Origin of the sequence: Mesorhizobium sp. M0106 (assembly GCF_040322715.1) — a bacterium.
Taxonomy (GTDB): Bacteria; Pseudomonadota; Alphaproteobacteria; order Rhizobiales; family Rhizobiaceae; genus Mesorhizobium.
The window spans coordinates 1-19,423 of sequence record NZ_JAMYUA010000002.1 but is presented as its reverse complement, the minus strand read 5'-3'; the positions used below and the strand labels follow the sequence as shown (position 1 = coordinate 19,423).

Annotated in this window: 10 protein-coding genes and 1 tRNA gene; 6 read left to right on the top strand and 5 right to left on the bottom strand. The window is 63.2% G+C overall.

The genetic code is table 11. The features are described 5' to 3' along the window. The first annotated feature begins 72 nt into the window (after positions 1–72). Positions 73–1,167: a branched-chain amino acid ABC transporter substrate-binding protein gene (locus NKJ55_RS01890; protein ID WP_352448431.1), complete on the top strand. Its 1,095-nt coding sequence runs from the start codon at positions 73–75 to the stop codon at positions 1,165–1,167. Positions 1,168–1,197: 30 nt separating this feature from the next. Beyond that, a complete protein-coding gene (locus NKJ55_RS01885; protein ID WP_502904447.1) occupies positions 1,198–3,714 on the top strand; it encodes an adenylate/guanylate cyclase domain-containing protein in 2,517 nt (838 codons plus the stop codon). A gap of 232 nt (positions 3,715–3,946) precedes the next feature. Here NKJ55_RS01885 and NKJ55_RS01880 read toward each other — a convergent pair whose 3' ends face one another. The 3 genes from NKJ55_RS01880 to NKJ55_RS01870 form a co-directional block, all read right to left on the bottom strand. After that, entirely contained in the window at positions 3,947–5,446 is a 1,500-nt protein-coding gene (locus tag NKJ55_RS01880; RefSeq protein WP_352448430.1) for a helicase HerA domain-containing protein, read from the bottom strand. 151 nt (positions 5,447–5,597) lie between these two features. Continuing rightward, entirely contained in the window at positions 5,598–7,664 is a 2,067-nt protein-coding gene (locus NKJ55_RS01875; RefSeq protein WP_352448429.1) for a PAS domain-containing hybrid sensor histidine kinase/response regulator, read from the bottom strand. Positions 7,665–7,716: 52 nt separating this feature from the next. Continuing rightward, the gene (locus NKJ55_RS01870; RefSeq protein WP_352448670.1) at positions 7,717–13,428 is read right to left on the bottom strand and encodes a HAMP domain-containing protein; all 5,712 of its coding nucleotides are present in this window, start codon (positions 13,426–13,428) and stop codon (positions 7,717–7,719) included. 287 nt (positions 13,429–13,715) lie between these two features. On the opposite strand from NKJ55_RS01870, the gene NKJ55_RS01865 reads away from it, so the two are divergent. Further along, on the top strand, positions 13,716–14,018 hold the full coding sequence (locus NKJ55_RS01865) for a hypothetical protein (protein ID WP_352448428.1): 303 nt from the start codon (positions 13,716–13,718) through the stop codon (positions 14,016–14,018). Positions 14,019–14,244: 226 nt separating this feature from the next. Here NKJ55_RS01865 and NKJ55_RS01860 read toward each other — a convergent pair. Continuing rightward, a tRNA-Ala gene (locus NKJ55_RS01860) sits at positions 14,245–14,320 on the bottom strand. Between the two features lie 163 nt (positions 14,321–14,483). Beyond that, the gene (locus NKJ55_RS01855) at positions 14,484–14,873 is read right to left on the bottom strand and encodes a TIGR02300 family protein (protein ID WP_023676282.1); all 390 of its coding nucleotides are present in this window, start codon (positions 14,871–14,873) and stop codon (positions 14,484–14,486) included. A 194-nt stretch (positions 14,874–15,067) separates the two neighbouring features. On the opposite strand from NKJ55_RS01855, the gene aroA reads away from it, so the two are divergent. The 3 genes from aroA (at position 15,068) to rpsA (ending at position 19,253) form a co-directional block, all read left to right on the top strand. Continuing rightward, complete coding sequence (gene aroA, locus NKJ55_RS01850; protein WP_352448427.1) at positions 15,068–16,426, top strand: 3-phosphoshikimate 1-carboxyvinyltransferase; 1,359 nt, start codon at positions 15,068–15,070, stop codon at positions 16,424–16,426. A gap of 273 nt (positions 16,427–16,699) precedes the next feature. Further along, positions 16,700–17,350 (top strand): (d)CMP kinase, encoded by a 651-nt coding sequence (cmk, locus tag NKJ55_RS01845; protein WP_352448426.1) that lies wholly within the window; start codon positions 16,700–16,702, stop codon positions 17,348–17,350. 205 nt (positions 17,351–17,555) lie between these two features. Then, positions 17,556–19,253 carry a 30S ribosomal protein S1 gene (gene rpsA, locus NKJ55_RS01840; protein WP_023676278.1) on the top strand — a complete coding sequence of 566 codons (1,698 nt, stop codon included), beginning with the start codon at positions 17,556–17,558 and terminating at the stop codon, positions 19,251–19,253. Positions 19,254–19,423 lie beyond the last annotated feature (170 nt).

Below are 19,423 nucleotides of genomic sequence, written 5' to 3'. Positions count from 1 at the left end.
ACAGTCGCGCTTGCCGAAGGGGCTGTCGGCTTTGACGGGATTGGCGTAAGCTACAGTTAAGGGGGTGCAGACATGCACCGCATCATCGCCATAGCGATCTTAGTTCTCGCGGCCGTGTTCAGCTCCGCGCGGGCGGAGGTGCTGATCGGCGTCTCGGCTGCGATGACGGGACGGCTCGCCTGGATCGGCGAGCAGGGACAGCGCGGCGCGGAGATGGCAGTGGCCGACGTCAACACGGCGGGCGGCGTGCTCGGCCAGAAGGTGAGGCTCATCTCGGTCGACGACTTCTGCGATCCCGAGCAAGCTGTGGCGGCCGCCAAGAAGCTGGTGGCTGACGGGGTCGTGCTCGTCGTCGGGCATTATTGCTCCGGGGCCTCGATCCCCGCATCAAAAGTGTACGAGGAGGCGGGCGTCGTTGAGATATCCCCAGGCTCGACCAATCCGCAGCTGACCGAACAGGGCCGTGCCAATGTCTTTCGCACCATTGGCCGCGACGACGCGCAAGGTTTCATCGCCGGCAACTACCTTGCCGATCGCTGGGGCAACAAGAAGATTGCGATCCTCCACGACAATTCGACCTATGGGAAGGGTCTCGCCGACGAGACCAGGAAGCAGCTGAACAAGCGGGGCGTGACTGAGGCCGTTTACGACGCATACATTCCCGGGAAGGACGACTATTCGGCCGAGGTCGCTACGTTGCAGACCGCCGGCGTCTCCGCCTTATATGTGGGTGGGTATCATGCCGAGGTTGCGCTGATTGCTCGCGCTGCACACGACAGTGGCTACACGGTTCAGCTCATATCCGGAGATGCTTTGGCGACCGAGGAATTTGCCCTGATCGCCGGCCCCGCGGCGGAGGGCACCCTCTTCACGTTCCCGGCGGACCCGAGGCGAAGCCCCGAAGCGGCCGCGGTCGTTGAGCAGTTCCGTGCGGAGAATTTCGAACCCGCGGGCTACACGCTGTTGAGCTACTGCGCGGTCCAGGTTTGGGCCCAGGCAGTCTCGAAGGCAGGTTCGCTGGAGCAGAAGGCCATCATTGCGGCACTGCACGAACAGGAATTCGACACCGTCATCGGCCGGGTCGATTTCGACGACAAGGGCGACCTCACGAAGCAGAGTTGGGTTTGGTACGTGTGGCGCGGCGGAGAGTACGTGCCGGTTGAATAGGGTTCGCTGATCGCCGGCGTGCCGGCTGAGATGTCTAGTCTGATGCAGACCAGTGTGGCCGGACTGTTCCGACTCGCCGAGCTTGAACGCCTCGGCATACGCGGCCGGCTGTTGCTCGCCTTCTTCGGGATCAGCGCCCTTGCGGTGCTGGCAACCGCTGCGGCGCTTTATGCCTTCCTCCAGGTTGGCGACGTCGTGGACCGAATTACCACGGATCGAGTGCCGTCGGCGCTCGCCTCCCTCCAGCTGTCGCGCCAGGCCGAACGGGTCGCTGCTGCCGCGCCATCGGTGCTGGCAGCGACAAGCAGGGCTCAGCACAGCGAGGTCTCGGCTGCCGTCGCGCTCGAGATGTCCCGCCTCGAGGCCCTGCGCACGGACCTCCGGGATGCCACGTTGGGCACAGTGCCTTTGGCCGAGATCGAGGAAGCCGCGATTGTTCTGAGGCGCAACCTGAAGGAGCTCGACTCTCTTGTTGTCGCCCGGCTCGACGTGGTCGCCCGCAAGGAGGAGCTCCTGAACCGCCTCGCCGCGACGACGACCGGAAGCCAGCGCCTTGTGGCCACCGGCATCCTAGTAATGGATTCCAGGCTCCCGCAATGGCGGGCGGTCGCGGCCGACACATCGCTGTCGCCCGATCGACGCGCAGCGGCGATGGCCGACCTGGTCCAGGCGATTGCGGCTTACATTCCCCAGCAGAAGGCGCAGCTGGAGATCTCGGCGGTCAACGACGCGCTGGTGAAGGTCGCGAACGCGCCGACGCCGGGCGACCTGGCGTTGATCCTTTTTCCGCTACGCCGTTCGCTTACTGCTCTTGAAAAGGTTTCCACGGAGATCGACGAAAAGCTGCGGACCCGCTTCCGGCAGCGTGTTGACGAGTTCAGGGGTTTGACCGACGGCGAGGACAGCATCCCCAAGGTGCGGGAGGACGAGTTTGCTGTCCTGGCACAGGGCGAAAGGCTTCTGGCCGAGAACAATCGACTGTCGCGCAATCTCACCGCTGGCGTCGATCGCCTGGTCGCCACGGCAGATCAGGAGATCGCTGCGTCCGGTCGCGAAGCCGCGCTCGTCCAGCGCTACGGCACCGCGGTTGTACTCGGCTCCGCCTTTCTCAGCCTCCTGAGTTCGGTTCTGGTTGTCTGGCTCTATGTCGACCGCAGCCTCCTCGCCCGACTGGGGGCCGTGAGCCAAGGCATGCTCGCGATTGCGGGGGGCAATCTTCGTGCGCCGCTGCCAGCCGCGGGCAGCGACGAAATCGGGCGCATGGCCGAAGCGCTGAGACTCTTCCGGGATACTGCTGTCGAGGTCGAGGAAAAGAACCTGCGCGACGTTGCGGAAGCTCGTCAGCGGCTCATCGATGCCATCGAAAGCATCTCCGAAGGATTCGCTCTGTACGACTGGGAGGACCGGCTCGTCCTCAGCAACAGCCGCTACCGCGAATTGCTCTACACCGGTCTGGAGAGCGAACTGACGCCCGGCACGACATTCGAGCAAATCATTCGCCGATCCGCTGAGCGCGGCTACATCAGGGACGCCGAGGGGCGGGTCGAGGAGTGGGTCGCCGAGCGCCTCTCGCGGCACCGCAACCCTGGCGAACCTTGGGTGCAGAGGCGAGGCGACGGGCGATGGGTCATGGTCAGCGAGCGGCGGATCAGCGCCGGCGGCACGGTCGCCGTCTATTCGGACATCACTGAGCTGAAGCAAAGGGAGGAGAACCTCGCCGAGAAATCCGTGGTTCTGGAGGCGCTTTCCAGCAAGCTGGCGAAGTATCTGGCGCCCCAGGTGTATCGCTCGATATTCACCGGCCGCCAGGAGGTCAGGATCGCCAGCCAGCGGAAGAAACTGACAATATGCTTCTCCGATATCGCCGGCTTTACCGAGACCACTGACAAAATGGAATCCGAGGATCTCACCCAACTCCTCAATCACTATCTGACGGAAATGTCGAAAATTGCTTCGGATCACGGCGCGACGATCGACAAATATATCGGCGACGCGATCCTGATGTTTTTCGGCGATCCCGAGACTCGCGGCGTCAAGGAGGACGCGCTGGCTTGCGCGCAGATGGCACTTGCAATGCAAAAGCGGATTAGCGAGCTTGCCGAAGTCTGGCGGGACATGGGGATCGAAACACCGCTGCGCTGTCGCATCGGCATCCATACCGACTACTGCACCGTCGGTAACTTCGGCAGCGAGGACCGGATGGACTACACGATAATCGGCGGCGCCGTGAATCTCGCCTCGCGCCTGGAGCAGGAGGCGCCGCCGGGGGCCATCCTCATTTCCTACGAGACGTTTGCGCAAGTGAAGGACGCAATCGACTGTGAGGAACTGGGGCAAGTCCAGGTCAAGGGGATCGCCTATCCCGTCGCCACCTACCGCGTCATCGATCTGAAGGCCAATTTGGCGGCCGCTCGTCGTGCTGTTCGAACGGAGCTGCCGCACTTCAGGTTGGAACTTGAACCGGAGCTGATGTCCCCTGACGAGCGTGGCGATGCCGCCAATGCACTTCGAGACGCGCTGGATCGGCTTCGTCACAAGCCTGGGTAGTAGGGCTTGGTCCACAACGACCCCTCCCAATGGACACAAGGAGTGGGATGTGGGACGCCGCTCATTGGCGCTATCGATGCGAAGGCCGCAGAACGGTCGCGGTCAGTCTTCGAACTCGGGCGGAACGTCCGCATCGGAGCCGAGACTTAACATTCACGGCATCACTGGCAAGGTCCGGATATGGCGCTTTGCTGATGTTGAGTAACGTCAGTTTTGGCCTAAACCACCCCAATCAAACAGCCACCCTCCCCTGCTCCGCCTCCTCCGCGTTCGGATCGCCCGGCGCCGTCGCCCAGGCCAGCTCCACCAGCGTCACTGTCCGCCGTCCGACCCCGTCGAGCTGGCAGACGATCAGCCCCTGCTCCTCGATATAGCTCAGCAGGCGACGGGCGCGGCGCAGCGAATGTGAGCCATAGGCGCGGGCGATTGCCGCGTCGCTCGGGCAGGGCCAGCCCTCCTTGGCGGCGCGAGCGATCATCATGAACACGCCTTGCATGTCCTCGGGCAGCAGCGAGGCGCGCGCCGAGACGTCCTGCCAGGCGTCGTCGCCTGCCATGTCGGAGCCGAGGCCGGCGCGGGCGCGGGTCAGCATGCGGCGGAACTCGGGCAGGTCCGGCACGACCGAGGCGAGGCCCTCGATGCGGCAGCGGACCACGAACTCCTGATAAAGCACGCCGATGACCCGGAAGCCGGCATCGGGTTGCGCCAGCACGGCGCGCAGCACCCGGTCGACGCGCTCGCGCCGCTCCGCCAAATCCTCGGCGCTGATCGGCGGCTCCACCGCTTCGGGGCGGATTTCCAGCGCCGCCGACTTCGCCGCCATCAGCTGATCGAGCAGATCCGGCGACGAGCGGCGCTGCGGCCGGACGGTTTCGGGCGGCGGCGCCGCCAGGATGATCGCGCGGGCATCCTCCAACGCCGATTCCGGCAGCGGCATCAGGCGCGGGGTCGCATTGCGCGGACTGGTATCGGTCGGGCCGATGCGCAAGCCGAGCGGACGGCGCGACAGCGCCGGGCCGAGCGCCATGAATTGCCCGCGCTCGAGGTCGCGAAAGGCCTCGGCCTGGCGCCGCTCCATGCCGAGAAGATCGGCGGCGCGCGCCATGTCGATATCGAGAAAAGTCCGGCCCATGAGGAAATTGGAAGCCTCGGCGGCGACGTTCTTGGCGAGCTTGGCCAGCCGCTGGGTGGCGATGATGCCGGCCAGCCCGCGTTTGCGGCCGCGGCACATCAAATTGGTCATGGCGCCGAGCGAGAGTTTGCGCGCCTCGTCCGAAACCTCGCCGGCCACCGCCGGTGCGAACAGCTGCGCCTCGTCCACCACCACCAGCATCGGATACCAGTGGTCGCGGGCGACCTCGAAAAGCCCGCCGAGGAAGGCGGCGGCGCGCCGCATCTGGTTCTCGGCGTCGAGCCCCTCGAGATTGAGCACCGTGGAGACGCGGTGGATGCGCGCCCGCTCGCCGGCGCTCTGCAGGCCGCGCTCGGTATGCTCCTCGGCATCGATCACTAGGTGGCCGAAGCGGTCGCCCAGCGTCACGAAGTCGCCTTCGGGGTCGATGATGGTCTGCTGCACCCAGGGCGCGCTCTGCTCCAAGAGCCGGCGCAGCAGATGGGATTTGCCGGAGCCCGAATTGCCCTGCACCAGAAGGCGCGTCGCCAGCAGTTCCTCAAGATCCAGCGCCGCCGGGGCGCCTGCGCTCGTCTGGCCCATCTCGATCGCAACAGTCATGTCTCGACTCTCCTTGCGGAGAGGGCTTATCAACCGCATCACAGCCCGTCGAGCGCGCCATGGGCCGGCGCTCCGTGTTGCGCACAGGCTGGATGTCGCGGACGATCGAGGATACGGAACGTACCGTTTCGATTCGATGAGGCTTGTCTCTTCAGGTCGAAAACCGGTACCCGCCTTTCACCGGCTGGGCCTGCCTGGCTTTCTGCGAGCCGGCGCGCGCGGCCGCCGCAAGAATGCTCTCCATCAGGTCCTTTTCGCGCAGCGGTTTGCCGAGCAGCGGCACGTCGGGGGGCCGGTCGGCGATCGCGTCGGCGTCGGCATATCCCGTTATCATCACCGCCGGCCAATCGGACCGCAGATTGCGGGCGAACCGAATGACCTCCAGGCCCGAGACGAGCGGCATGGCAAAATCGGTGACGATGACATCGAAATCGTACGGCGCCCGCTCGATCATCGCCAGCGCTTCGGCACCGCCCCCGGCACAGGTAACCGCAAAGCCATGTTGGCGAAGCGATTGCGCCGTCAGTTCCCTCAGTACGTTGCTGTCGTCGATCAGCAGGACCGATGGATAGTCCTCGCCGGCATTCACGACGCTGTCGTCGGCATCGGATTTCTCGGGGATTTCGACCGGACGCTCGATTGAACGCGGCAGCCAGAGCTGGACGGATGTTCCACTGCCGACGGTGCTTTCAATGCGAAGCGTGCCGCCCGATTGCTCGACGAAACCATGCACCGTGCTCAGACCGAGGCCAGTGCCTTTGCCGACCGGTTTTGTGGTGAAGAACGGTTCGACGACCTTGGCGAGAATGTCAGCCGGTATGCCCGAGCCCGTGTCCTTGACCGTGACCACGACATAGTCGCCCGCCGAAATATCCTCGGCTGCACTGCCTAGCGTTCGATCTTGCGCCTCCACGATTATCGTGCCGCCGGACGGCATGGCATCGCGCGCGTTGAAGACCAGGTTCATCAGCGCGAGCTCCAGCTGGCTGGCATCGACATGCGCCGGCCACACAGTGTCGTCGACAAGCCAATCGAAACGGATCAGGCCGCCCAGGACCGGGGCCACCAACCCGTTCATTGTATCGCCGAGCGCGGCGAGGCGCACGGCCTGCGGCCTCAGCGTCTGGCGGCGCGAGAAGGCAAGCATGCGGTTAACGAGCTCGGCGCCTTGTTTTGCCGACCGGCGTGTCAGTTCCAGAACCTGCCTGGTCTGTCCGTCGAACTCGGCATGGCGCTCGAGCAATCCCAATCCGCTGAGAATTGCGGCAAGCAGATTGTTGAAATCATGCGCCAGGCCACCGGTAAGCTTGCCGATCGCGTCGAGGCGCTGCGACTGCAGCAGCTGGTCCTCAAGCTCGCGCCGCTCGGTAACGTCCAGCAATGTGCCGAGGATCTCAGGCTTCCGGCCGTCGGAGCCATTCGACAGGACGCCCTGGTCGAGAAAAATCCGGTAATTGCCGTCGGCGCATTGCCAGCGGAATTCGCAGGTGTAGGAGCCGGTGGCCTTGGCTGCGAGCAGGACCTCCCTCACTCTCGGCAGATCGTCGGGATGAACGCGGCTCAGGCCGAAGCCTGGATCGGCGGTCAGCCGTTCCGCAGGAAAGCCGGTCAGGCGTTCGACCCCTTCGGTGACAAAGCTGGCGCCGAACGGCGGCTCCGCCGCCCTTGCGTGGAAGCAGACCGGAAGAGAGCTCAAAATGGCATGCTGCCGCTCCTGTGCGCTGCGCAGCGCCCGCTCGGCCTCGAGCTTTTCCTTCTGCGCCTGCAGTGCCTGGGCCAGCAGCCGTTGCTCGGCAGCCGCCTTTTGCTGGATTTCGAGCGTCTTCTCATGAAGTTCGACGAACACGGTAACCTTGGAACGCAGCATGGCCGGGTCGAAAGGCTTGAACACGTAATCCACCGCGCCGGCGTCGTAGCCGCGCAGCATGTGCGCGTCTTCCTTGTTGATGGCGGTGAGAAAAATTATCGGCGTTCGCCTGGATTGCTCGCGCTGGCGGATCAATCCCGCGGTCTCGTAGCCATCCAGCCGGGGCATCAGCACATCCAGCAGGATGACTGCGAAATCCTCCTTCAGCAGTGCGCGCAACGCCTCTTCGCCCGACTGCACGCAGACGACTTCACCGATAGGGGTCAGAACCTCGCCGATCGCCAGCAGATTGCGCTCGTCGTCATCCACGGCCAGGATGCGCGCCTTTGCCGGCCCCGCTGCCGGCGCCATGACCTCCAGTTTCCTTGCTCCGCTTCTCGACAGCTTCTGCATCGAGCGGCCGTCAGTTCACTGCCATGAGCGTCTTTTCCGGACCATGGACACGGGATCGCGAACGGCCGATCCAGACACGCAGCAATGCCAACAGCAGATCGAGGTCGACAGGCTTGGCGATGTAGTCGGAGGCGCCGGCGTCGAGGCACTTCTGCCGGTCGCCCTTCATTGCCTTGGCTGTGACCGAGATCAACGGGATATGGGCGATCTCCGGCATGCTGCGGATCTGCCGCATCGTCTCGTAGCCATCCATTTCCGGCATCATGATATCGATCAGTGCCGCATCGATGTCCGGGCTCTGCTCCAGAAGCGCGATACCTTCCCGGCCGCGCTCCGCATGCAGCACCTGGATGTCATAGGTCTCGAGAACGCTGGTAAGCGAATAGATGTTGCGGATGTCGTCGTCGACGATGAGGACCTTTGCGCCGGCGAGGTCGAATTTGTCCGGCTGTTCGGCTGCCGCACCATCGTTTTCGTGGCCTCGCCCGGGGAGTGTTGCCGACATCAGGAGAGCCAGCTGCGCGAAATTCTCCGCCCGCGGAACATCCGCCAATGCCGGATGCAAGGCGAGCGACTGTTGCAGCGCTTCCGGATGAGGCGCAAAGAACAGCAGTCGCGACACCGACTGCCCGAACAGGACGGCAATCTCATCCAGCATCTGGGCGTTGTCCTTGGCCGAGCGGCCAAAGCCGAGCACAACGGCATCATAGTTGGCGATGCCGATTTCGTCCGCATTCGCCGCGACGCGGCCGATCGCCGTAACCGAGGTGACGCCGTCGCGGATCGCCTCGATCAGCGAAAGGCGGCGCTCGGGATCGGGATCGGCAATCAGGACGCGGCTCTGGACGCGGAGCTTTCTGGAATGAATATCCTGGAAGACCTTCATCAGTTCGTCCGACGATACGGGCTTGGTTGAAATGCTGGATGCACCCTTGCGGGCAAGCACCTCGATGTCTTCGGCGCCCGAGATGACATGAACGGGAATGTCCTTGGTTTTCGGGTCATGGCGAAGCAGATCGAACAACACCCAGCCGTCGATATCCGATAGTCCGAGATCGAGCGTAATCGCGTCGGGAACCAGCTTGCGTGCCAAAGCCAGCGTGCCGGAGCCTGCGGTCGACAGGACGCCTTTCAGCCCGGCCGAACGTGCAAGGCCGAGCAGCAAACCGCCGAAGGTCGGGTCGTCCTCGACGATCAGCACGACCCGATCTTCCGACGAGATCGTGTCGCGGTCATCGAGCAATTCGGAGGACGGCGGGCTCGGCTGCGCTGTCGTCGCGGCCACCTCCATCGCCGGCAGCAACGCCGCTTGCGGGGCCAAGGCCATCCGGGGTCCGTCGAATGGAATGACCAGAGTGAACGTCGAACCCTTGCCCGGCGTGCTCTCGACCCGCAATTCGCCGCCGAGCAGCCGGGCAATCTCCCGGCTGATCGAGAGCCCAAGCCCGGTGCCGCCATATTTGCGGCTTGTGGTGCCGTCGGCCTGCTGGAAGGCCTCGAAAATTAGCTTCTGCTTGTCTTGCGGAATACCGATGCCGGTATCGCTGACCACGATCGCGAGCGCCTCCATCGGTTGCGCCGAACCGTTGTGACGGCCCGTCTTTTCGGCCCGGAAATTCAAGCGGACCTCGCCTTGCGAGGTGAACTTGAAGGCGTTCGACAAAAGGTTGAGCACGATCTGCTGCAAGCGCTTCTCGTCGGTGCGGACGGTCTCCGGCAGCTCGGGGTCGACATTGATGGTGAAGCCAAGTCCCTTGTCGGTCGCCAGCTGCCGGAAGGTTCGCTCCATATGCTGGCGAAGATGCACCACGGGCATATCGTTGATATCGATCGAGACGGTGCCCGATTCGATCTTCGACAGGTCGAGGATGTCGTTGATGAGGCTCAAGAGGTCGGTGCCGGCCGAATTGATGGTGCGCGCGAACTCGACCTGCTTGTCGTTGAGATTGCCCTGCTGGTTGGTTGCGAGCAGGTTTGAAAGGATGAGCAGCGAGTTCAGCGGCGTGCGCAGTTCGTGGCTCATATTGGCGAGGAATTCCGACTTGTATTTCGAGGTAAGCGCCAGCTGCTCGGCCTTCTCCTCCAGCGCCCGCCGCGCCATCTCGATTTCCAGGTTCTTGTTCTCCACCTGCTTCTTTTCGTTCTCGAGCAGCTGCGCCTTTTCCTGCAGCTCCTCATTGGTGGCGTGCAGCTCCTCCTGCTTCTTGGTCAGTTCGGTCTGACGCGCCTGCAATTCCGAGGTCAGCAGCTGCGACTGCTTGAGCAGGCCTTCGGTGCGCATGGTGGCGGCGATGGTGTTGAGAACGATGCCGACGGATTCCATCAGCTGGTTGAGGAACGACTGGTGCGTGTCGCGGAATTCGCTGAACGAGGCGAGTTCGATGACGGCCTTCACCTCGTCTTCGAACAGAGCCGGAAGAATGATCACGTTCGCCGGCGCGGCATTGCCAAGGCCGGAGGTAACGCGCAGGAAATTCGGCGGCACATTGTCCAGCATGATGGCGCGCTTGTCGGCGGCACTCTGCCCGACAAGGCCTTCGCGCAGATCGAGGCGTTGCTTGATCTCCGCCTTGCTTTCGGCGCCATAGGAGGCGGCGAGCTCCAGATAGAATTCATCCTCGTCGCGGTTGGTCACGTAGAACACGCCATATTGCGCATTCACCAGCGGGGCGAGTTCGGACATGATGAGGCGCGAGATCGTGGCCAGGTCGCGCTCGCCCTGCAGCATGCGCGAGAAGCGGGCGAGATTGGTCTTCAGCCAGTCCTGCTCGGCATTCTTCAGCGTCTGGTCCTTCAAATTGCGGATCATCTCGTTGATGTTGTCTTTCAGCGCCGCCACCTCGCCGGAGGCCTGGACGCTGATCGAGCGGGTCAGATCGCCCTTGGTCACCGCCGTCGACACCTCGGCGATGGCGCGCACCTGAGTGGTCAGGTTGGCCGCGAGCTGATTGACGTTGTCGGTCAGGTCGCGCCAAAGGCCGGCAGCGCCGGGCACCCGGGCCTGGCCGCCGAGCTTGCCTTCGATGCCCACTTCGCGGGCGACGTTGGTCACCTGGTCGGCGAAGGTCGCCAGCGTCTCGATCATGCCGTTGATGGTGTCGGCGAGCGAGGCGATCTCGCCCTTGGCATCGACCGTCAGCTTGCGCTTGAGATTGCCTTGCGCGACCGCGGTCACGACATCGGCGATGCCGCGCACCTGGTTGGTCAGGTTCGTCGCCATTAGATTGACGTTGTCGGTCAGGTCCTTCCAGGTGCCGGCAACGCCCTCGACCCGCGCCTGGCCGCCGAGCTTGCCCTCGGTGCCGACCTCGCGGGCGACACGCGTCACTTCGCCGGCAAAGGAGTTCAGCTGGTCGACCATGGTGTTGATCGTCGATTTCAGCTCCAGGATCTCGCCCTTGACGTCGACGGTGATCTTCTTCGACAGGTCGCCGCGCGCCACAGCGGTGGTCACCTCGGCGATGTTGCGGACCTGGCCGGTCAGGTTCTCGGCCATTGAATTCACATTATCGGTCAGATCCTTCCAGGTGCCGGCAACGCCGCGCACCTGCGCCTGGCCGCCGAGCTTGCCTTCAGTGCCGACCTCGCGCGCAACGCGCGTCACCTCCGAGGCAAAGGAATTCAGCTGGTCGACCATCGTATTGATGGTGTCCTTGAGCTCGAGGATCTCGCCGCGCACATCGACCGTGATCTTCTTCGACAGGTCGCCCAGCGCCACCGCAGTCGTCACCTCGGCGATGTTGCGCACCTGGCCGGTGAGGTTGGCAGCCATCGCATTGACGTTGTCGGTCAAATCTTTCCAGGTGCCGGCAACGCCGCGCACCTGCGCCTGGCCGCCGAGCTTGCCGTCGGAACCGACTTCGCGCGCCACGCGCGTCACCTCGGAGGCGAAGGAATTCAGCTGGTCGACCATCGTGTTGATGACGTCCTTGATCTGCAGGATCTCGCCCAATGCATCGACGGTGATCTTCTGGGTCAGGTCGCCGGTCGCAATTGCCGTCGCCACCTTGGACACGTCGCGCAACTGCACTGTCAGATTGCCGGCCATGGCATTGACGTTGTCGGTCAGGTCCTTCCAGGTGCCGCCGACGCCCTCGACATGCGCCTGGCCGCCGAGCTTGCCTTCCGACCCCACTTCGCGCGCCACACGCGTCACTTCCGAGGCGAAGGAATTGAGCTGATCGACCATCGTGTTGACGGTGTCCTTGAGCTCGAGGATTTCGCCCTTGACGTCGACGGTGATTTTCTTCGACAGGTCGCCGCGGGCAACGGCGGTCGTCACCTCGGCGATATTGCGGACCTGGCCGGTCAGGTTGGCGGCCATCAGGTTGACGTTATCGGTCAGGTCCTTCCAGGTGCCGCCGACGCCCTTCACTTCGGCCTGGCCGCCGAGCTTGCCCTCGGTGCCGACCTCGCGGGCGACGCGCGTCACTTCGGAGGCGAAGGAGTTCAATTGATCGACCATCGTGTTGATGGTGTCCTTGAGCTCGAGGATTTCGCCCTGCACGGCGACGGTGATCTTCTTCGACAAGTCGCCCGAAGCGACGGCGGTCGTCACCTCGGCGATGTTGCGGACCTGGCCGGTCAGGTTCTCGGCCATCGAATTGACGTTGTCGGTCAGGTCCTTCCAGGTGCCGGCGACGCCGCGCACCTGCGCCTGGCCGCCGAGCTTGCCCTCGGTGCCGACCTCGCGGGCGACGCGCGTCACCTCGCCGGCAAATGAATTCAGCTGGTCGACCATGGTGTTGATAGTCGATTTCAGCTCGAGGATCTCGCCCTTGACGTCGACGGTGATCTTCTTCGACAGGTCGCCCAGCGCCACAGCCGTCGTCACCTCGGCTATATTGCGCACCTGGCCGGTCAGGTTCTCGGCCATCAGGTTGACGTTGTCGGTCAGGTCCTTCCAGGTGCCGCCGACACCTTCGACGCGCGCCTGGCCGCCGAGCTTGCCTTCTGTACCGACTTCGCGCGCGACGCGCGTCACTTCCGAGGCGAAGGAATTGAGCTGGTCGACCATCGTGTTGATAGTGTTCTTGAGTTCGAGGATTTCGCCTTTCACGTCGACGGTAATCTTCTTCGACAGGTCGCCGGAAGCGACGGCGGTCGTCACCTCGGCGATGTTGCGCACCTGCCCGGTCAGGTTCGTCGCCATCGCGTTGACGTTGTCGGTCAGGTCCTTCCAGGTCCCGGCCACGCCTTTCACGCGGGCCTGGCCGCCGAGCTTGCCCTCGGTGCCGACCTCGCGCGCCACGCGCGTCACTTCCGAGGCGAAGGAGGCCAGTTGCCCGACCATGGTGTTGACGATCTTGCCGATGCGCAGAAACTCGCCGCGCAACTGCCGGCCGTCGATTTCGACCATCATCGTCTGCGACAGGTCACCCTTGGCCACCGCGCCGATGACGCGCGCCACTTCGGCCGTCGGCTGAACCATGTCCTCGATCAGATCGTTGACGGAACGGACGCTCGATTCCCAGCTGCCGGTGGCGTTGCGGACACGGCCGCGTTCGCCGATCCGGCCATCCTTGCCAACGACCTTGCTGAGGCGCTCAAACTCGCGCGTGACCTGATCGTTGAGCTCGACGATTTCGTTGAAGGTGTCGGCGATCTCCGAATCGAGGCCAGAATAGATATTGTCGATGCGAACGGAGAAGTCACCGCTCCGAAAAGCCTTCAGCGCGTTCAGTATTTGACGGTGGTCCAATTGCCTTGTGGATGCAAGCACGCTCACAGCGCCCCTCCCAGCTCACGGATTTCTTAAATGTCCTGGTGAAACTGTCCCCTGCGGCCGACACAACTCCCCGCAAGCGCAAGAACGCGGCATGCTCGATTTGGTTCCAGACGAAATTGCCGCTATGCGGCAGGAATTTCGCAGCCGCATTCACGAAACGACGAGCAACAAAGATCCATAATGATTGTATCGATCAATATTTCTGCCCAACGGAACATCTCGAAAAAACTCTCGTTGGTATAGATCGCGATAGAGCGATGCAACTCGATGGAGACACTAAGATGATGAAAATTCTCTCTGCATCCCTACTTGCTATCGGCCTGGCCACATCTGCCATGGCACAATCCATGGGCTCCGGGACCGGTAACGACCCCAATACCGGCGTCAACACAAGCACTTCCGGCGGCAACACCGGGACTGGCAGCGCAACTACCCCGAACACGATCGATCCGAACGCAACGAGCGCCACCACGCCGCAGACAAACGGTATGGAGGACCGCTGTAAGGATACGGCGAGCAGCGATACCGACAACAATACCCCCAGCGGCGCCATGACGTCGGATATGCAGAACTGCAACAAGTAACGGCGTTTTGCTCAGCCGTCATTTCAGCCCGCTGCCTGGTCCAGACCGGTGCTCGCGGTTCAAACCACAGCCAGAAACATGCACAGACCGGGCACGGGCTCATTACTTCTGAATGGATCGGCGAGCCCAAGTAGAGCGGCCGATTACACTAGTCTCAGCTGGGTTCAGCGATAGGCGGCGGCCAGCCCGGACGGGCGGGCGTTCTGCTGATTTTCGCGGAGAGAACTGGTGGAGCCAATCGGAATCGAACCGACGACCTCTTGAATGCCATTCAAGCGCTCTCCCAACTGAGCTATGGCCCCACTCCGGCAGTTCACCGGCGCCGTTTCCGGCGAAGAGATCCGGCGCGGGTTCTAGACCGCGCCGTTAGTGAAGGCGGCTTCTAACCCCGCCTTCAGTCAATATCAAGCCTTCAAGAACCGCTTTTTCTAGGCAGCGCCGCGAAAGCCGGCGAATGCGGTTCGCTCAGACTTCGTCGTCGTCTTCGCCGACGCCGATCATGTCGGCAACGTCGTCGTCTTCTTCCTCCTCGTCGGCGAGGAACGTGTCATCCTCGTCATCGCCAAGGTCAACGTCGTCTTCGTCATCGCCGAGATCGGGAAGCTCGTCGGCCTTCGCGTCCTCGTCCGCCTCTTCGAGCGAGACGACCTCGACGCCCTCTTCCTCCTCGGCGTCCACTTCCTTCTCGGCAACTTCCTCTTCCTCCTCGAGGGCGGCGATCTTGCCTTCTTCGAAATAGGAGCGCGGATAGCTCTTGCCCGTGTAAGGCGAGACGATCGGGTCCTTGTTCAAGTCATAGAATTTTCGACCCGTCTCCGGGTCGATGCGTTTGGTGCCAAGTTCGGGTTTTGCCACAGCAAGCCTCGTCGATGAAAGTTTGGTCCCCTTAACCAGAGTTTACGGCGCTGTCAAAGCGAAAAGCCGGCGTCCCAAAAAGCTTGAATTCGAAGGCCTTCATACCAAGGGGATGACCATTTCGGTACGCCATGATAGGAGACCCCGCAAACCAGCAGAAAATGGCCGGCCGCCGGCGTTTCCAGGAAAGAACCATGTCGCACACTGCCGCCCCGAAGCAGGCCACCGCCCGCAAATCATCTGGCCTTTCAGGCGCGGCACGGGTGCCGGGCGACAAGTCGATCTCGCACCGCTCGTTCATGTTCGGTGGCCTGGCCTCCGGCGAAACCCGTATCACCGGGCTGCTGGAAGGCGAGGACGTGATGCGTACGGGCGCTGCCATGAAGGCCATGGGAGCCCATATCGAGAAGCATGGCGCTGAGTGGGTGATCCGCGGTACCGGCAACGGCGCGCTGCTGCAGCCGGAAGGCCCGCTCGATTTCGGCAATGCCGGCACGGGCTCACGCCTCACCATGGGCCTGGTCGGCACCTATGACATGGAAACCACCTTCATCGGCGACGCCTCGCTGTCGGGCCGGCCGATGGGCCGGGTGCTCGAACCGCTCCGCCAGATGGGCGTGCAGGTGCTGAAGGCGACGCCCGGCGACCGCATGCCGATCACGCTGCACGGGCCCAAGCACGCCGCGCCGATCACCTACCGCGTGCCGATGGCATCGGCGCAGGTCAAGTCGGCGGTGCTGCTGGCCGGGCTGAACACGCCGGGCATCACCACCGTAATCGAGCCGGTTATGACGCGCGACCATACCGAAAAAATGCTCAAGGGGTTCGGCGCCAATTTGTCGGTCGAGACCGACGAGCGCGGCGTGCGCCACATTTTCATCGAAGGCCAGGGCAAGCTCATGGGGCAGACGATCGCGGTGCCTGGCGACCCCTCCTCGGCCGGCTTTCCGCTGGTGGCGGCGCTGATCGTGCCGGGTTCGGACATTACCATCGAAAACGTGCTGATGAACCCGACCCGCATTGGACTTCTGTTGACGCTGCAGGAAATGGGCGCCTGGATCGACATAATCGATCCGCGCAACGAAGGTGGCGAGGACGTCGCCGACCTGCGCGTACGCTATTCCGAGCTGAAAGGCGTCACCGTACCGCCGGAACGGGCGCCGACGATGATCGACGAGTATCCGGTGCTTGCCGTGGCGGCCAGCTTTGCCGAGGGCGAAACGCTGATGCTTGGCCTGGAAGAGCTGCGCGTGAAGGAATCCGACCGGCTGTCGGCAGTGGCCGAAGGGCTGAAGCTCAACGGCGTCGATTGCAGCGAAGGCGGGGCCTCGCTTGTCGTGCGCGGAAAACCCGGCGGCAAGGGCCTCGGCCAACACCCCAACGGACAGGGCACCATCGTCCAGACCCATCTCGACCACCGCATCGCCATGAGTTTTCTGGTTATGGGGCTGGCAACGGAAAAGCCGGTGACCATCGACGACCAGGCGATGATCGCGACGAGTTTTCCGGAGTTCATGGGCCTGATGAAGGGGCTCGGCGCGAAGATCGAGTAGCTTGATGGCAATCAATAGCCTTGGGGGTTGGGGCCAAACTGGAACGTCGGCGGGACAGCGCCCCCCTCTGTCCTGCCGGACATCTCCCCCACAAGGAGAGAGATTGGCAGCTTCGGCGCTCCGCTTAATCCTGCGACGTAGACAATTGGCGAAAGCCGCGATGGCCGCCGATTTCCCCCCAAGTGGGGGAGATGTCCGGCAGGACAGAGGGGGGCGCGAAGGATCGCCACGCCTATCTGGATCATTGCGCTTTTCGATTCCGGTGGGCGGCCAATGACCTCAACTTTCACCATCGCCATCGACGGACCTGCCGGCGCCGGCAAAGGCACCCTCGCTCGGCGACTCGCCGATCACTACCGGCTGAACCTGCTCGACACCGGCCTTACCTATCGCGCGGTGGCGCATGCGCTGCTCCGGCTCGGCCTGCCGCTCGACAATGTTTCGGCCGCTGAAACCGCGGCCCGGCAGGTCGATCTGGCAAAGCTCGACCGGACGGTGCTGGCGGCACACGCCGTCGGAGAGGCTGCCTCGAAAGTGGCTGTCATCCCGTCGGTACGGCGCATCCTGGTCGACAAGCAGCGTGCATTCGCAAGAACACCGCCTGGCGCGGTGCTCGACGGCCGCGACATCGGCACTGTCGTCTGTCCCAATGCCGACGTGAAGCTCTATGTCACGGCCAGTGCCGAAGTGCGGGCAAAGCGGCGGCTGGATGAAATCGAGAGCATCGGCGGCACCGCTAATTTCGATGAAATCCTTGCCGATATCGTGCGCCGCGACGAGCGCGACATGGGCCGCATGGACTCGCCCTTGAAGCCGGCCGCCGATGCGCACTTGCTCGACACGTCGGAAATGGCTATAGAAGCCGCGTTTCTGGCAGCTCAGGCGATCATCGACGATGTCCTGGCCAAGAGAAACGAAGCCTGAGCCGGGTTTTCCTGCCGCCGCCGATTGCCGGCGACAAAAAGACTTCCCATATCGGGTATGAACCAGCCTGCCAGCATTCTTCATGCGCCGGAATTGCCGCTCAAGGGCGGCCAAGGGCTTTTTGCCCGGAACGCTGGCAGGCCAACGCAACGCTAACCCACGGCGCCCGCCCCGCGACAGATTGCGGGGCATTCCAGGAGAAACTATGTCAGTTGCAAATCCCACTCGCGATGATTTCGCGAGCCTGCTCGAAGAATCATTTTCCGCCGGCCATTCCGGCGAAGGCCAGGTCGTCAAGGGCATCATCACCGCCATTGAGAAGGACATGGCCATCATCGACGTCGGCCTCAAGGTCGAAGGCCGCGTGCCGCTGAAGGAATTCGGCGTCAAGGGCAAGGACACGACGCTCAAGGTCGGCGACACGGTCGAGGTCTATGTCGAGCGTATCGAGAACGCGCTTGGCGAAGCCATGCTGTCGCGCGAAAAGGCCCGCCGCGAAGAGAGCTGGGTCCGTCTCGAAGAGAAGTTCACCAAGGGCGAACGCGTCGAAGGCGTCATCTTCAACCAGGTCAAGGGCGGCTTCACCGTCGACCTCGACGGTGCCGTGGCCTTCCTGCCGCGCAGCCAGGTCGACATCCGCCCGATCCGCGACGTCTCGCCGCTGATGCACAACCCGCAGCCCTTCGAGATCCTCAAGATGGATCGCCGCCGCGGCAACATCGTGGTGTCGCGCCGCACCGTGCTCGAGGAAAGCCGCGCCGAACAGCGTTCGGAAATCGTGCAGAACCTCGAAGAAGGCCAGGTGGTCGAAGGCGTCGTCAAGAACATCACCGACTATGGTGCGTTCGTCGACCTCGGCGGCATCGACGGCCTTCTGCACGTCACCGACATGGCATGGCGCCGCGTCAACCATCCGACCGAAATCCTCAATATTGGCCAGACGGTCAAGGTGCAGATCATCCGCATCAACCAGGAAACCCACCGCATCTCGCTCGGCATGAAGCAGCTCGAGAGCGATCCGTGGTCCGAGATCGGCACCAAGTTCCCGATCGGCAAGAAGATCAAGGGTACCGTCACCAACATCACCGACTACGGCGCGTTCGTCGAGCTGGAGCCGGGCATCGAAGGCCTCATCCACGTTTCGGAAATGTCGTGGACCAAGAAGAACGTGCATCCCGGCAAGATCCTGTCGACGACGCAGGAAGTCGACGTGGTGGTGCTCGAAGTCGATCCGGCCAAGCGCCGCATCTCGCTCGGCCTCAAGCAGACGCTGGAGAACCCGTGGGAGGCCTTCGCGCGCAGCCACCCGGTCGGCAGCCAGGTTGAGGGCGAGGTCAAGAACAAGACCGAGTTCGGCCTGTTCATCGGCCTCGAAGGCGACGTCGACGGCATGGTCCACCTTTCCGACCTCGACTGGACCCGTCCGGGCGAGCAGGTGATCGAAGAGTACAATCGCGGCGACATGGTCAAGGCGCAGGTGCTCGACGTCGACATAGACAAGGAGCGCATCTCGCTCGGCATCAAGCAGCTGGCCAAGGACACGGTCGGCGAAGCAGCGACGTCAGGCGAACTGCGCAAGAACGCAGTCGTCACCTGCGAGGTTATCGGCGTGAAGGATGGCGGTCTGGAAGTGCGGCTGGTCGACAGCGGCATCGAGACCTTCATCAAGCGCTCCGATCTCAGCCGTGACCGCGACGAGCAGCGCCCCGAGCGCTTCACCGTCGGCCAGAAAGTCGACGCCCGCGTCATCGCCTTCGACAAGAAGACCCGCAAGCTGCAGGTCTCGATCAAGGCCCTGGAAATCGCCGAAGAGAAGGAAGCGGTCGCCCAATACGGTTCGACCGACTCCGGCGCTTCGCTGGGCGATATTTTGGGTGCCGCGCTGAAGAAGCAGGGCAGCTAGAGCGGTTCCTGATTTGACGGAATCGAAGGGGATTCCGGATCAGTCGGTTTTGTGATTCAAGATGCTGGCTGGAGTGGAGGCCAGCATCGGATGACGCGACCTCTTTCGGATGATCTTCGCGAACGTGTTGTAGCGGCGGTTTTGGGTGGCGAGAGCCGCCGGTCGGCCGC

Coding starts and splice junctions, on each gene's coding strand:
- NKJ55_RS01890 (WP_352448431.1), top strand. CDS start 73: ATGCACCGCATCATCGCCATAGCGATCTTAGTTCTCGCGGCCGTGTTC.
- NKJ55_RS01885 (WP_502904447.1), top strand. CDS start 1,198: ATGTCTAGTCTGATGCAGACCAGTGTGGCCGGACTGTTCCGACTCGCC.
- NKJ55_RS01880 (WP_352448430.1), bottom strand. CDS start 5,446: ATGACTGTTGCGATCGAGATGGGCCAGACGAGCGCAGGCGCCCCGGCG.
- NKJ55_RS01875 (WP_352448429.1), bottom strand. CDS start 7,664: ATGGCGCCGGCAGCGGGGCCGGCAAAGGCGCGCATCCTGGCCGTGGAT.
- NKJ55_RS01865 (WP_352448428.1), top strand. CDS start 13,716: ATGATGAAAATTCTCTCTGCATCCCTACTTGCTATCGGCCTGGCCACA.
- aroA (WP_352448427.1), top strand. CDS start 15,068: ATGTCGCACACTGCCGCCCCGAAGCAGGCCACCGCCCGCAAATCATCT.
- cmk (WP_352448426.1), top strand. CDS start 16,700: ATGACCTCAACTTTCACCATCGCCATCGACGGACCTGCCGGCGCCGGC.
- rpsA (WP_023676278.1), top strand. CDS start 17,556: ATGTCAGTTGCAAATCCCACTCGCGATGATTTCGCGAGCCTGCTCGAA.